We start from the raw sequence: 13538 nt of genomic DNA on the forward strand, positions 1-13538 counted from the left end.
CATGCCAATGAAATTTCGATATTTTCTGTTTTCTCTCTCTACTATTATAGGTCGCATTCGTAGAAGGTGTAAAATTATTATTTTGTATTATAGTTTGAAAGCTTGTAAATTAAATAAATTTTTTGTAAAACTTGTCGAAATAGCATTCTATATAACGAATCATTTGTTATGATAGAAATGCTGAGAAAATATGAAATAGGGAGAGGAAAATGGCTGTGAAGAAATTGTTAAGTGTCTTTTTATCATTATTGCTATTGCTTTCATTTACTGGAACTTTAGTGCAGGCAGAAGAAAATACTTCTATGTCAGTAGAAAAAGCAATTCAAGTATTTAAGCAGCAAGGGAAAACGAAGGGGACAGTGGAAGGATACATCGTTGGATATACGCAAAGTCCTTCTAAATACACGAAAGATCCTGCTAAGTTTGATGATACAAACGTAGCAATTGCGGATTCGCCAACTGAAACGAATCCAGACAAAATCATGCCTGTTCAGTTGCCAAAGGGTGATGTGAGAGCGGCAGTAAACGTGAAAGATCATCCTGAAAATATCGGGAAGAAAGTTAGTTTAACAGGGACGCTTGAATTATATTTTAGTAGCCCAGGTTTAAAATCGGTAACAGCTCATAAGTTTCAAGGGGAAGGACAAAACCGTGTTAGCGATGTAGTAGCTTCGCCTGGTAGTGGAGAAGTTGCGAAGGGAACAGCGGTAACATTAACAACGAATACAGAAGGAGCAACAATCTACTATACGTTAGATGGCTCTAACCCTACAAATAAGAGTGTTCGTTATAACGGACAAATTGTGGTGAATGAAAATAGTGTGATTAAAGCAATCGCAGAGAAAGAAGGGTTTACTTCTTCAGCGATTTCAACATTTTCATTTACTATCGTAAACAATGAACAGGTTCGTATTCATGATATTCAAGGAAAATCACATATTTCTCCTTACAAAGGGAAGAAAGTATACAATGTGGAAGGCGTTGTAACAGCACTTGATAAAAATGGTTTTTATATAGAAGATAACCAGCCGGATAATGATCCAGCTACGTCAGAAGGTATGTACGTATACAAAAAAGATGCGAATGTAGCGGTAGGAGATCTTATTCAAGTTGATGGAGAAGTAGAAGAATATGTTGGACCTGGGTATGCAGAAAGGTTTGACACAGATTTAACGACGACGGAAATTAAAGCGAGCTGCGTTGCTGTAATCGCAAAAGATCAACCTTTACCAGCACCGATTGTACTTGGAGAAAACGGTGTGAAAATCCCTGATCAAATTATCGATAATGATGCATTCGGTTTATTTGATCCAAATGAAGATGCAATCGACTTTTATGAAAGTATAGAAGGTATGCGCGTTACGATGCCAACGCCAAAAATTATTGCACCTCAGAAAAACGGAAATTTATATGTAACAGTAAAAAATGGCGGAAATAAAGTCGTAACGAAATACGGCACACCTGTATTAGATGAAAATCAATTAAACCCAGAGCGTCTTTCTGTAAAAGTACCTCGTGATTATGTAGCAAAAGTAGGAGATACTTTCACTGGAGATATAACAGGGGTAGTCGGATATGATTACGGTTCGTTCCGCATTTCGCCAATAACGGAATTACCATCTGTAGTGGAAGGTGGATTTAAGCAAGTAGGCGCGAATATTCAGCCTCGTCTTGATAAGTTAACAGTTGCTACATATAACATTGAAAACTTCTCGGCGAATAAAAAAGAAACAACAGATGAAAAAGTAAAAGCGTTAGCGTATTCTATTAAATACAACTTAAAAATGCCAGATATTATCGGTGTAGAGGAAATGCAAGATAATAACGGAACGATTAATGACGGTACAACAGATGCTTCTTTAAGCGCAAAACGTATCATTGATGCAGTTCTAGAAATTCGTGGACCAAAGTATGAGTATGTAGAAATTGCTCCGAATAATAATCTAGACGGAGGAGCACCAGGAGCGAATATTCGCGTCGGTTTCTTCTACAACCCATCACGCGTGAAATTAGCAGCAGTACCGAAGTTACTTGATAAAAATGTCGTTCGCATTGGAGACGAAAATCCATTATTTGAAAGTACACGTAAACCGCTTGCAGCAGAATTTACGTTCCAAGGACAAAACGTTGTTGTCGTTGCAAATCACTTAAACTCAAAAATAGGAGATGCAACGCCATTTGGAAAAGTGCAGCCGCTCGTATTAAAGAGTGAAGAAAAACGAATTCAGTTAGCGCAAGAAGTAAATCAATTCGTACAAGGAATTCAGAAAAAGAACACGAATGCACCAGTTGTTGTGTTAGGAGATATGAACGATTTTGAGTTTGCTAAACCACTAAAAGCACTAGAAGGAACAATCTTGAAAAATATGTTAAACACAGTGCCGAAAGAGAACCGCTACACGTACATTCATGAAGGAAATGCACAAGTGTTAGATCATATTTTAGTAACAAACAACATCGCACCACACACAATTGTAGATCCAGTACACTTAAACTCAAACATTATGAAAGAACAGGGACGTGTAAGTGACCACGATCCAGTACTTGCTCAAATTGATTTGAAGAAAGCTTCTTAAATAGTCATGAAAGAACGCTTAGAGATATACTGAGCGTTCTTTTTCTGTAAAAATCATGTTAAAATTAATTAAAAATTCAGCTTTTTGTAATGAGGAGGTTAAAGATGCAAGCGTGGTTAAATGGAAAATTAATGAATCAGCTTGCAATTTTGTTTTGTACAATCGTCATGCTCCAATTTGTAGCGGAGGTAACAGGACTTACTCAAAATTTGGATATTACATATAACTTAATACATACAGCATCGTCCTATGTAACGTTTAGTTTGGCAGTCATTTTTACTTTAATAGGTGCAAGAAGAGAATTAAGTACATATGCAATTATTTTATTATGTTCAGTTGTAGGTATTAAAGCGATTTATTTTGCGGCGGTCGTTATTTTATGGGGATTGGCAGGTACGCCGTAAAGGGGAGATGATTATACGATTGATAAATGTAAATGAGAATAAGAGCGTAATTCTCTAAGCTAACTTAGGGAATTACGCTCTTATTCGTTCAATTATTTAGTCCGAAATTGCTTGAAGCGCTTTTCTACACCGATCTCTTTTTTGCAGTCTTCTTCTATATTTTTTTCTATCCCGCTTTACTCCTTGTATATACATAAATAAGCTAACGAGAAGGAAGAAAGCACATTGCATCGTTAAAATATACGGTGACATGCCTTGCAATGGTTGTTTCGGATCATATAAATGAATAGGTGCTCCGCCTATTGAAGGAAATATTGTATTTAGCAGGACGTAAGGAATGGAGGCAACTGCAAATGGAAAGAGAATTGCCATATAGTCCTTTTGTGACCATACAGATGCAGCAAGTCCTAAAAGGGCCATTAAACCTGCAAATAAAAAATTAATTCCGATATATACAGTAATGTAAGTGAGAGGCGCATCGAAATATAGGTTTGCGAACATTCCATCAGCATTTATGATGCCTGAACCAATCGTAGGTGTTCCGTCTGGAATGGTTAATTTGCAAAATAATAACGATAAGATGAATGGAAATGTATAAAGAAATCCTCCGCAAAAAAACGTAACGATATATTTCATTACTGAATAAGGAAATAAAGAAATCCCCTTACTTACAAACGGTTTAAAACCATCTGACTTATCCGAATTGTAACTTGTACTAAAGGGGAAACTCGCAATAACTGGCATTAATAATAAATAAACATCCATTTCATTGTCGCGAAATCCGATCCATTTTATATCTGTTGAAATAGGTCCACTCGCTGCGTCTCCTAAATAACGAATTACATAGTAATAGTGATAAATACAAATAAGAACGAATCCACTAAACATAATAATTAAAGAAATACGACTACAAAAAGCTTGCTTTATATTTAAACGAAGCGCACGCATCATGACTGAAAAAGCCTCCACTATTTTGATAAACTTGTCTATTTTCTATATTACTATTAAATGTAAAGATTTTCTTGTTTTTTTATTTGATTATTTGAAAAAAGGGAAATTTGTTGTTGTTAAGTAAGGTTTAATTGTATATCTTAAGAACACCTTTTCCTTTTCTCTTTTCTTCTGATAAACTATGGACAGTATGATATACACTGACTGGAATTTTTTTATACTGGAAATAATAAAAAAGAGAACTTGTCTAGAATGTAAGCGTGTGGTAATATCAAAGATGTACTGATTGACTATATTATCCAATTGGTCATTTTTGGAGGTGACGATGTGGCGATAGATCGAAAACGTTCTATTATTGAAGCTGCAACAAAGTCTTTTTCAGCGTTCGGTTATAAAGCAACAACGATGGATCAAGTAGCGAAGTTAGCGAATGTAGGAAAAGGAACGATTTATACTTTTTTCAAAAATAAAGAAGAGCTATTTGGTGAGATTATTTCTAATTTAATTACAGAAATGAAACAAGTTGCAGAAAATGCAATTCGTTCAGATGTTTCATTTTTTGAAAATGTACATAGAGCATTATATAGCATATTAGAATTCAGAAAAGAACATCAGCTCATGATTAAGTTAATTCAAGAAGAGCGTGATATGGGAACGAAAGAAGTACAAGAAGTGATGCAACAAGTAGATGTGGAAATCGTTTCTGTCATTCAATCGTATTTAAAGATTGCGATTGAAAAAGGTGAGATTAGCAAATGTGATCCAGAAATTACAGCATTTATTATGCTTCGCTTATACGTATCGCTTATTTTTGATTGGGAAAAAAATCATGAACCGCTAGAAAAAGAAAAAATCGCAGAATTATTTGAACTTTATTTATTAAAAGGATTGTCAAATTAAGATAATCCTTTTATTATTATAAAATATGACCAAATGAACAAAGTGGTCATATATTTAATTTAAGGAGGGAAAATAGAAATATTAGTTTCGTATTGAGTAAAAGTTGCATAGTATACATTCGGGGATAAGGCATATGTATGAATAGGTATAGCCTTTTTATTTGGGTAAAAATGACCAAATGAACATTTCGGTCATTTGAAAGAGGGGGAGTAAAGATGAAATGGAATCAGTTACTTCGTAAAGAGTTTACTGAAATTATAAAAAGTAAAAAAATATTAATTCCAATTATCGCGGTTTTATTCGTGCCAATTTTATATGCAGGTATGTTTTTATGGGCCTTTTGGGATCCGTATAAACAGTTAGATGATTTACCAGTGGCGGTAGTCAATTTAGATAAAGGTGCAGTATTTGATGGGAAACCAATTGAGGTCGGAAAAGGGCTCGTTGATAACTTAAAAGATAATACAAGTTTTAAATGGGAATTTGTAAGTGAAAAAGAAGCGAAAAAAGGAATGGAAGGTAGAAAGTATTACATGTTAGTACGCATTCCAGATAACTTCTCAAGTAACGCTACAACGTTATTAAAAGATGATCCAAAACCATTAAACTTAGAATACATTCCAAACGAAAGCTTAAACTTCTTATCTTCACAAATTGGCGGAACAGCCATTGAAAAAATTAAAGGTGAAGTATCAAGTACGTTAACGAAAACATATGCAGAGAAAATGTTTGATTCTATTCAAGACGTCTCAAAAGGGTTAGCAGATGGGGCAGAAGGAGCAAGTAAACTACATGACGGATCAAGCGAGCTGCATGATGGTTCAAGTAAAGTGACGGATGGCCTTCATACACTTCAAGGGAAGTCTGGGGAGATGAAGGATGGAGTTCAGAAATTAGCAGATGGATCTAATAAATTAGTAGATGGGTCTGGAAAAGTAACAAATGGTTTAAATACGCTAAATAGCAAAACAGGTGAAATGCAGATAGGTATCGGGAAATTATTAGACGGTTCCGGAAAAGTAACGAACGGTTTAAATACGTTAAATAGTAAAACAGGTGAGATGCAAACAGGTATTGGAAAATTGGTAGATGGCTCCGGAAAAGTAACAGACGGCTTAAATACGTTAAATAGTAAAACGGGTGAAATGCAAAAAGGAATTGGCGAATTGCGTGATGGATCTGAGAAAGTGACCGGTGGTTTGAACCAATTAGTAAGTAAATCTGGTGAATTAAAAGCAGGAACAACTGATCTATCAAATGGTATGGGAAAACTTGCTGAAGGGCAAAGTCAATTAGAAAAAGGGTCTCAAGAAATTCAAAAGGGATTGCAAGATTTAAATAGTAACGTACAAAAGTCTGCTGCAGGATTAGGTGAAATGCAGTCGGAAATTCCTTCTATATTGAATGCAGTAAATGAGAAAATAGATGGGGCTGGAGAGAATGTAAATCAGTTAAATGAACTTACACAATCAACAGCAGGGGATGCAAAAAATGCAGCGCAAGAGGTAGCGAATTTACAAAAACAAATTGAAAGTTTACCAAAAGAATATCAAGAGCAGTTACAACCGTTCATAACAAGTGCTGTAAAAAGTACAGCGACAGTTCAGCAAAAAGCTTCCGGAGTAGCGGGTGGAACAAATAAATTAAATGAAGAAGTAAAACAATTAAAAGGCGAAATACATCAAAAAACAAATGGATTGCAAAACAAATTACCAAATCCAGCAGGGGTGAAAACTCTAGCAGGTGGTATTGAGAAACTAACGAACGCACAAAATGAATTTGTTAGTAAGTTTCATGGGTTTGGTGAGGGATTAGATAATGCAAAAATAGGTGCCGATAAATTAAAAGATGGATCAGTTCAATTAATTGATGGCGTAACGCAATTACAAAACGGATCTGGAAAAGTGACAGCTGGTTTAGGTGCATTATCTGCAGGAGCAAATCAAATGGCAGGTGGAGTAAATCAATTAGCAGATGGCTCAAGCCAAGTGACAGGCGGTTTAGGTACATTATCTGCAGGAGCAAACCAAATGGCGGGTGGAGTAAATCAATTAGCAGATGGCTCAAGCCAAGTAACAGGCGGTTTAGGTACATTATCTGTAGGAGCAAACCAAATGACAGGTGGAGTAAATCAATTAGCAGATGGCTCTGGTCAAGTAACAACTGGCTTAGGTACTCTAAATGGTGGTCTAAATAAAATGTCAACTGGCTCAACCCAGCTAATCGACGGCGTAAATAAACTAGCAGACGGATCTGGTAAAGTAACGGATGGCCTCGTAAAAGTAAATGATGGTTCAGGTGAACTTGCTGAGAAACTTGGCGAAGGGGCTGAGAAAACTGGTGAAGTGAAAGGGACGGATAAAACGTATGATATGTTTGCAAGTCCTGTAAAAGTGAAGACGGAGAAAATGGCGGAAGTTCCAAACTACGGAACTGGATTTACACCGTATTTCTTATCACTCGGTTTATTTGTTGGGGCATTGCTACTATCAATCGTATATCCATTACGTGATACAGTTGGCGTTCCAAAATCAGGATTTAGTTGGTTTATTAGTAAGTTCGGTGTTTTACTATCAGTCGGTATTATTCAAGCGGTAGTAGCAGATATTATATTACTATTCGGATTAGGTGTAGAAGTACAAAGTATTCCGTATTTCATACTCTTTAGCATCGTTACAAGTTTAGCGTTTATCGCATTAATTCAATGTTTAGTAACAGCATTCGGTGATGCAGGGCGTTTCATTGCCATCATCACATTAATTATTCAGCTTACAACAAGTGCTGGAACATTCCCACTAGAATTGATTCCGAAGTTTTTACAACCATTCAATGCTTGGTTGCCGATGACATATTCTGTATCAGGATTGAAAGCAGTCGTATCAAGTGGAGACTTTAACTTCATGTGGCAAAACATAGGAATACTCATGATTTTCATTGTTGTGTTATCACTTGGAACTATCGCTTCATTAACTTGGATGCATAAACGACAGTTTAAAAATATTGTGGAAAATCAATCGGTTGAAGCGTAGAAAAAAGCACCTTTTCGGTGCTTTTTTTATTTTAATGTAGGCATCTTTTCTGTAGTTTATATATGAACCTTTTTAAAAGCTATAGAGACGAAAGAAAAGGAATTACAACACTTTACAGAGAAAACTAGAATAGAGGAGTTGATATGATGAAAGGAAATCTTACTTATTATTTTGTCTTAAATCCGCTAATCATCTTTCTTGTTTACGCCCTTTCACCTATCTTGTTTCATAAAGAAAAATATATAAATATGAAAGATGCACTAGGAATACTTTTAGTTTATTATGTGCTAATTAGCGGGTATTACTTTATGGATGTTGTAAGTAAAAGAATGAAGAAAAATAATAAGGACAAACAATAAAGTTGTAGTATTTAAAAAGCGATGGAGGATAACAAAATGACTGAAAGTGAAATAAAATTTCGTGATACAACCATTCGTAACTTTTTTGATAAAGAGGACCGTCTAAAATCGATTCCAGGTCAAAAGAAGAAAAAACTAGTATTGTTAGAGCATTTAATTTGCAAATTAAATGCAAAGAATCAGTATACGGAAAAAGAAATGAATACATTCATAAAACAATATCATGATGATTTTTGTACGATTAGAAGAGAATTTATCGTGCATGGGTTTATGGATCGCGAGGATAATATGTATCATATAAACGGGAGAGAAGTTTGGACGAAGTGGGAGGAGTTAAAATAATGAATCAGCAGGGGGATCCCCACTGATTATGAGCTCGTACTAGTCTTGCACTTTCTGCGTAGTAAGTCTATGAATTCTTCAATATTTGAACTTGTAATGTATCCCAGCGTGATATATTCATCTTCATAGTAAAATATTATTTTTTTATCAAAGATCCGTCTCTTCGTTTCTATGGATAGAATTTTTTCATAATCAAATTCGGCAATGAATGTGTTTTTATATTGGCTAAAAAAGAGAAGTCTTCCATTAGTAGCAAGTAGCATGCCTGGATGCGGAACTTTATGCGTAATCATATAGCCAGTAAGTGAACAATTTAAAGTAGATAAAATCTTTTCTTCTTTATGTAATAGTTGTTTTGCAGCTGTTAAAATTGGATTCATTGTATACATTCCTTTTATATAGATGTAAGGATATTGTATCAAAAGTGGAAAAATTCTCAATATGTAATGTTGCATTTTGAGCGTTATATAGTTTTAATATTATTTTTTAAAGAAAAAGGTACGAGGTGATTTAGTGATACGATTTGCAAAAGAGATTGATGCGGAAGCAATTATGGATATTAGAAAAGAAATTATATTATCGGAAACTACTACAAAGTTTTTCATAGTATCTCCAAAGAAATTACCAAATGATAGTAATGCAGAAAGAGAAAAGATACGGAAAAGTAATGAAAAAGGTAATCTTTACATAGTTTATGAAGTTGATAAAAAAGTGGTTGGTTTTTTAATTTTCAATCGATATGAACTAGAACGCTTACGACATGCAGGTACAATGGGAATGGGGATAAGGGAGGCGTATTGTAATCAAGGCATTGGTACGAAACTAATTGAATTTCTTATTAGTTGGGCTAAAGAGCAGAAAGGTTTAGAGAAAATTTGCTTAGGCGTAGTTTCTGTTAATGATAGAGCGATTAAGGTGTACAAACGTATGGGATTTGTAGAAGAAGGCAGACAAAGAAAGCAAATTAAATATGAAGATGGATCATATGGAGATGACGTATTGATGTGTTTTTATATTGAATAAAAAAGAGGAGTCTTCTATTGATAGCAAGTGGGAATTTATGAATTGTATAGGCGGTGCATATTTTAGTGAAGAGACTGCCAATATGGGCAGTCTCTTTTTAGTGGAAATGTTAACACTTAGCAAACCTTAAGTTCCAATCTTTCTTTCTGACGCAGATGATGTGCAAAATGCATAGAAATAAGCTGGAACCATTCTGCTGCATGTAAGTAACCAAGCCCAGGATGTTCGACTTTACAATCACTTGGAATAGAAGAAAGTGTTGGCTCAATGTCTTTAACAACTGTAATTAATTCTAGCATACGTTTTTGTATTTCTTCTTTATTAGAGGGGTTTTCAGGTGTATATCCAGGATGATTTGGTACTTTGATTTGTATATCCGGGAAAGCACCAAGTTTATATACTTTTTCACCCATATCCGTTTTCTTGTTAGTTGCTGATGGTGTTTCAGTTCTACATTTCGCGATTGCATCTAACTGCATATATGTAGAAGCAATTAAATGATTATACATTTGACCAAGAGACCATTCTTCGCTAGACGGCTTCGTCCTAAATTGCTCTATAGAGTACCTTTCTAATTCCTCTATGTAATACGTAGCTAATTCCTCAAATTTCTTCATATTGCTAACTCCTTTTTATGAAAATGTATTTGTTAATACCTACTATAAAGGAGGGCTACTGACAGCATTATGTCAGTAGTGAAATGCAAAAATTAAAGTTGTAACATTTTCTTTGCTTCATCACGGATTTTTTCAGATAGAACGTTTGGCTCAAGTACTTGCACTTGGCTTCCCCAGCTCAATACCCATTGAAACACTTCATCTATGTTTCTAGATTTCAAAAAGACGTGAAAACCATCATTTCTATGTTCGTATGAATCTATAAAGAAGTATCGTGATTCAATAATTTTATGTGCAATATGGGAGGGGAATAATAAATGAATCATCACAGTACGGTTGCTTTCAGGCTGATATTCTTGCAAAGAAAAGTCTTCGGGTTTTGTAAAAAATTCTTGTTCTTGCTGTAATTTCTCCATTCGATCTAAGCGGAAATTACGTATTTGTTTTCGAAGTAAACAGTGGGCAACGATGTACCAAATTCCCGAAATATTGACTAAACCGTAAGGATGAACGGCCCGCTGTATTTTTGTAGTTTCCCTCGGTTTACGATAAGAAAAAGAGATAGCTTGTTCTTTTTGAATAGATTCTTGCAATAGGAGAAGTTGATTTTCTAGTGTTTCTTGTTCAGATTGCTGATGTGAGAATATAGGAGAAAGGAAACGAAAAGTTCCTCGTAATTCCTGGGCTTTCTTTTGTTGATCAGCAGGGAGAACAATTTCAAGTTTCTCTTTTGCTGATCGTGCATGTACAGAAAAAGAAGAAGTGAAAGTTTTCTCGATATAATCACCGCCTAATAAAAGAGTAACAGCCTCTTCAGGCGTAAGTTGAATGGGGGGTAAGAAATAACCATCCATTAATGAATAACCGTGGCCGGGCATGGCGAAAAGTGGGACGCCAGATTCACTAAGTGCATCCATGTCGCGATAAATAGTTCTTATACTTGTCTCAAATTTTTCCGCTAAGCTTTGTGCTGTAACAGTGTGTCTTCTTTGTAATTCAATTAATATAGCTAATAAACGATCCGTCCGATTCATGAAATATCTCCCTTTATCTTTAGTAAATATGCCTACTGTAAACTTCTAAAAGTAGTATAAACTCTCCTCCCATTAACAGACTTTTCCCTATGTATAATATTAATATAGTAAAATCATAACAACCCATATTGCAGTTTCCAATAATATACTATATAATCAGTTTAAGAAAACGTTTTCATGCAAAGGGGGAGGATTTCGTGTCGACTATAGAGGACGTGGCGAAATTAGCGGGGTTATCAAGGACAACGGTTTCTAGGGTGATTAATAATCATCCATATGTTTCAGATGAGAAGAAAAAAAGGGTTCAATTAGCAATGAAGCATTTAGGTTTCGTTCCTAATTCTGCGGCGAGAAGGCTTCGTAAACAAAAGACGGAAACAATTGCGGTGCTAGTTCCAAGGATTACAAATCCTTTCTTCAGTAGATTTATTGAAGCAATCGAGATTGCTGCTTCTGAACATAAATATAAACTGATTATTTGTCAAACAAGATATTTACCGGAAAAAGAGATGGAGTATTTACAATTATTATCTACGAAACAAGTAGATGGGATTATTCTATGTTCACTAGAAAATCCGTGGGAAGATGTAGAGCCATACTTACAGCACGGTCCAATCGTGTTATGTAATGAATATATTGAGGAAGCAAATGTTCCAACAGTGAAGTTTGATCATGCGCAAGGAGCATACATAGCTGCTAAGCATGTGTTAGAACAAGGATATCGTAATCTTATTTTTTGTCGTGGTAACGAAACCAAAGTGGTTAGCCAGCAGCGAAAAATGGGCTTTTTACGTGCAATAACTGAGAAGAGCCGCCAAGTAGAAGCGATCGATTTTCTTGAAAACGCTTTCTCTTGGGACGATGGAAAGAGAATATTCCATGAAGTATTAAAGGACAAAAAAAATCCTACCGCGATTTTGGCAGGAGGCGACGAGGTTGCAGCTGGAATCATTTCAGAGGCAAAACGCCATGACTGGAGCATTCCAGATGATCTCGCTGTTATCGGTTTTGATAATCAAATATTATCACAAATTACAGAGCCAGGTATTACGACAATTGAACAGCCAATCGATGAGATGGCCCGAAAAGTTGTCGACCTGATGATGGATAAAATCCATACGAAAAATTATCGACAAAAAGAATTGTATGAGTTTGAACTGGAGCTCTTGGTGAAAGGTTCAACGATGAAGAAGAATACGATGTTATTAGCCTAGTAGACTATGTCTGCTAGGTTTTTTATGTTCATAAACTACTATTCTTCGTGAACGCAGTCATCACATTTGTTATGGTATGCTTCGTGTTGCTCATCAATTTCTTTCCCGCAATGTGCACAAGTTTTCGTCGGTAAATTTCTGAAAAACTCCATTGGTTGATCGATCATGTCAATCCCTCCATTTCCATTTCTTACTATCATTGTATTAGTACAAAAAACAAAAGTCAACAACTGTTTTATAACAAAATTGAAAAATAATGAAAAAGTTTAGGAAATGGATTATAGTTAACAATGTAGAATGTAAGTGAAACATGCATTCCTACTCGGTTTTAGAAAGGATGGATACATATGAAAATGACTGTTGTCGGCTTTTGGGGCGGCTTTCCAGAAGCGGGAGAAGCAACGTCGGGGTATTTGTTTGAACACGATGGTTTTCGTTTACTTGTAGACTGTGGTAGTGGTGTACTAGCACAGATTCAAAAATATATAACACCGTCTGATATAGATGCAGTTGTACTTTCGCACTATCATCACGATCATGTTGCAGACATTGGGGTATTGCAATATGCGAGATTAATTACGAGTGCGACAAAGGGGCAACTACCGGAATTACCAATATACGGTCATACGTTTGACGAGAATGGATTCCATTCTTTAACGCATGAACCACATACGAAAGCAATCGCGTACAATCCAGAAGAAACACTTCAAATCGGACCGTTCTCGATTTCATTCTTAAAAACTGTTCATCCTGTTACATGCTTTGCGATGCGTATTACAGCTGGTAGTGACGCTGTAGTATACAGTGCTGATTCAAGTTATATTCCTGAATTTATTCCATTCACAAAAGATGCTGATCTTTTCATTTGTGAGTGTAATATGTATGCACATCAAGAAGCTGCAAAAGCAGGGCATATGAATAGTACAGAAGTAGCAAGTATTGCGAAAGATGCAAATGTAAAAGAACTTTTATTAACGCACTTACCGCATACAGGCAATCCATCTGATTTAGTAACAGAAGCAAAACAAATTTTCAGTGGCCATATTACGCTAGCGCATAGTGGCTACGTATGGAACTCATGAGGTGATA

14 protein-coding genes are annotated in these 13538 nt (G+C 35.5%); 9 read left to right on the forward strand and 5 right to left on the reverse strand.

Annotated elements, in window-relative coordinates; all coding sequences use genetic code 11:
- The first annotated feature begins 209 nt into the window (after window positions 1–209).
- Together JDS82_RS13450 and JDS82_RS13455 are read left to right on the forward strand one after the other, a co-directional pair.
- Window positions 210–2576 carry a DUF6359 domain-containing protein gene (locus JDS82_RS13450; protein WP_199713441.1) on the forward strand — a complete coding sequence of 789 codons (2367 nt, stop codon included), beginning with the start codon at window positions 210–212 and terminating at the stop codon, window positions 2574–2576.
- Between the two features lie 104 nt (window positions 2577–2680).
- Window positions 2681–2980, forward strand: coding sequence for a hypothetical protein (locus tag JDS82_RS13455; protein WP_001149501.1), 300 nt, complete (start codon window positions 2681–2683; stop codon window positions 2978–2980).
- 96 nt (window positions 2981–3076) lie between these two features.
- Here JDS82_RS13455 and JDS82_RS13460 read toward each other — a convergent pair whose 3' ends face one another.
- A complete protein-coding gene (locus tag JDS82_RS13460; RefSeq protein ID WP_000984168.1) occupies window positions 3077–3931 on the reverse strand; it encodes a hypothetical protein in 855 nt (284 codons plus the stop codon).
- Between the two features lie 327 nt (window positions 3932–4258).
- On the opposite strand from JDS82_RS13460, the gene JDS82_RS13465 reads away from it, so the two are divergent.
- The 4 genes from JDS82_RS13465 (at window position 4259) to JDS82_RS13480 (ending at window position 8561) form a co-directional block, all read left to right on the forward strand.
- Window positions 4259–4831 carry a TetR/AcrR family transcriptional regulator gene (locus JDS82_RS13465; protein WP_000963378.1) on the forward strand — a complete coding sequence of 191 codons (573 nt, stop codon included), beginning with the start codon at window positions 4259–4261 and terminating at the stop codon, window positions 4829–4831.
- 215 nt (window positions 4832–5046) lie between these two features.
- Window positions 5047–7860: a YhgE/Pip domain-containing protein gene (locus JDS82_RS13470; protein WP_199713442.1), complete on the forward strand. Its 2814-nt coding sequence runs from the start codon at window positions 5047–5049 to the stop codon at window positions 7858–7860.
- 143 nt (window positions 7861–8003) lie between these two features.
- Window positions 8004–8219 carry a hypothetical protein gene (locus JDS82_RS13475; RefSeq protein ID WP_199713443.1) on the forward strand — a complete coding sequence of 72 codons (216 nt, stop codon included), beginning with the start codon at window positions 8004–8006 and terminating at the stop codon, window positions 8217–8219.
- 36 nt (window positions 8220–8255) lie between these two features.
- The gene (locus tag JDS82_RS13480; RefSeq protein WP_199713444.1) at window positions 8256–8561 is read left to right on the forward strand and encodes a DUF2087 domain-containing protein; all 306 of its coding nucleotides are present in this window, start codon (window positions 8256–8258) and stop codon (window positions 8559–8561) included.
- A 26-nt stretch (window positions 8562–8587) separates the two neighbouring features.
- Here JDS82_RS13480 and JDS82_RS13485 read toward each other — a convergent pair whose 3' ends face one another.
- Window positions 8588–8941 carry a PH domain-containing protein gene (locus JDS82_RS13485; RefSeq protein WP_199713445.1) on the reverse strand — a complete coding sequence of 118 codons (354 nt, stop codon included), beginning with the start codon at window positions 8939–8941 and terminating at the stop codon, window positions 8588–8590.
- Between the two features lie 133 nt (window positions 8942–9074).
- Between JDS82_RS13485 and JDS82_RS13490 the strand changes: the two genes are divergently transcribed.
- Window positions 9075–9584, forward strand: a complete 510-nt coding sequence (locus JDS82_RS13490) for a GNAT family N-acetyltransferase (RefSeq protein WP_048559617.1) — start codon at window positions 9075–9077, stop codon at window positions 9582–9584.
- A gap of 116 nt (window positions 9585–9700) precedes the next feature.
- On the opposite strand, the gene JDS82_RS13495 is transcribed toward JDS82_RS13490, so the two are convergent.
- Both JDS82_RS13495 and JDS82_RS13500 read right to left on the reverse strand, forming a co-directional pair.
- Entirely contained in the window at window positions 9701–10201 is a 501-nt protein-coding gene (locus JDS82_RS13495; RefSeq protein ID WP_199713446.1) for a DinB family protein, read from the reverse strand.
- A 92-nt stretch (window positions 10202–10293) separates the two neighbouring features.
- Window positions 10294–11235, reverse strand: coding sequence for a helix-turn-helix transcriptional regulator (locus JDS82_RS13500; protein ID WP_097815433.1), 942 nt, complete (start codon window positions 11233–11235; stop codon window positions 10294–10296).
- Window positions 11236–11432: 197 nt separating this feature from the next.
- Between JDS82_RS13500 and JDS82_RS13505 the strand changes: the two genes are divergently transcribed.
- Complete coding sequence (locus JDS82_RS13505; RefSeq protein ID WP_000103725.1) at window positions 11433–12449, forward strand: LacI family DNA-binding transcriptional regulator; 1017 nt, start codon at window positions 11433–11435, stop codon at window positions 12447–12449.
- A gap of 38 nt (window positions 12450–12487) precedes the next feature.
- Here the strand turns inward: JDS82_RS13505 and yhfH are convergent, their stop codons facing one another.
- Window positions 12488–12616, reverse strand: coding sequence for a protein YhfH (yhfH, locus tag JDS82_RS13510; protein ID WP_000567010.1), 129 nt, complete (start codon window positions 12614–12616; stop codon window positions 12488–12490).
- 180 nt (window positions 12617–12796) lie between these two features.
- Here yhfH and JDS82_RS13515 point away from each other — a divergent pair, with 180 nt between their 5' ends.
- On the forward strand, window positions 12797–13531 hold the full coding sequence (locus JDS82_RS13515; protein WP_000784641.1) for an MBL fold metallo-hydrolase: 735 nt from the start codon (window positions 12797–12799) through the stop codon (window positions 13529–13531).
- Window positions 13532–13538 lie beyond the last annotated feature (7 nt).

Source organism: Bacillus cereus group sp. N14, from assembly GCF_016483555.1.
GTDB classification, from domain to species: domain Bacteria; phylum Bacillota; class Bacilli; order Bacillales; family Bacillaceae_G; genus Bacillus_A; species Bacillus_A wiedmannii.

Bases quoted from the DNA above. Each gene is read 5' to 3' on its own strand.
- JDS82_RS13450 (WP_199713441.1), top strand. From the start codon at position 210: ATGGCTGTGAAGAAATTGTTAAGTGTCTTTTTATCATTATTGCTATTG.
- JDS82_RS13455 (WP_001149501.1), top strand. From the start codon at position 2,681: ATGCAAGCGTGGTTAAATGGAAAATTAATGAATCAGCTTGCAATTTTG.
- JDS82_RS13460 (WP_000984168.1), bottom strand. From the start codon at position 3,931: ATGATGCGTGCGCTTCGTTTAAATATAAAGCAAGCTTTTTGTAGTCGT.
- JDS82_RS13470 (WP_199713442.1), top strand. From the start codon at position 5,047: ATGAAATGGAATCAGTTACTTCGTAAAGAGTTTACTGAAATTATAAAA.
- JDS82_RS13475 (WP_199713443.1), top strand. From the start codon at position 8,004: ATGATGAAAGGAAATCTTACTTATTATTTTGTCTTAAATCCGCTAATC.
- JDS82_RS13480 (WP_199713444.1), top strand. From the start codon at position 8,256: ATGACTGAAAGTGAAATAAAATTTCGTGATACAACCATTCGTAACTTT.
- JDS82_RS13485 (WP_199713445.1), bottom strand. From the start codon at position 8,941: ATGAATCCAATTTTAACAGCTGCAAAACAACTATTACATAAAGAAGAA.
- JDS82_RS13495 (WP_199713446.1), bottom strand. From the start codon at position 10,201: ATGAAGAAATTTGAGGAATTAGCTACGTATTACATAGAGGAATTAGAA.
- JDS82_RS13500 (WP_097815433.1), bottom strand. From the start codon at position 11,235: ATGAATCGGACGGATCGTTTATTAGCTATATTAATTGAATTACAAAGA.
- yhfH (WP_000567010.1), bottom strand. From the start codon at position 12,616: ATGATCGATCAACCAATGGAGTTTTTCAGAAATTTACCGACGAAAACT.
- JDS82_RS13515 (WP_000784641.1), top strand. From the start codon at position 12,797: ATGAAAATGACTGTTGTCGGCTTTTGGGGCGGCTTTCCAGAAGCGGGA.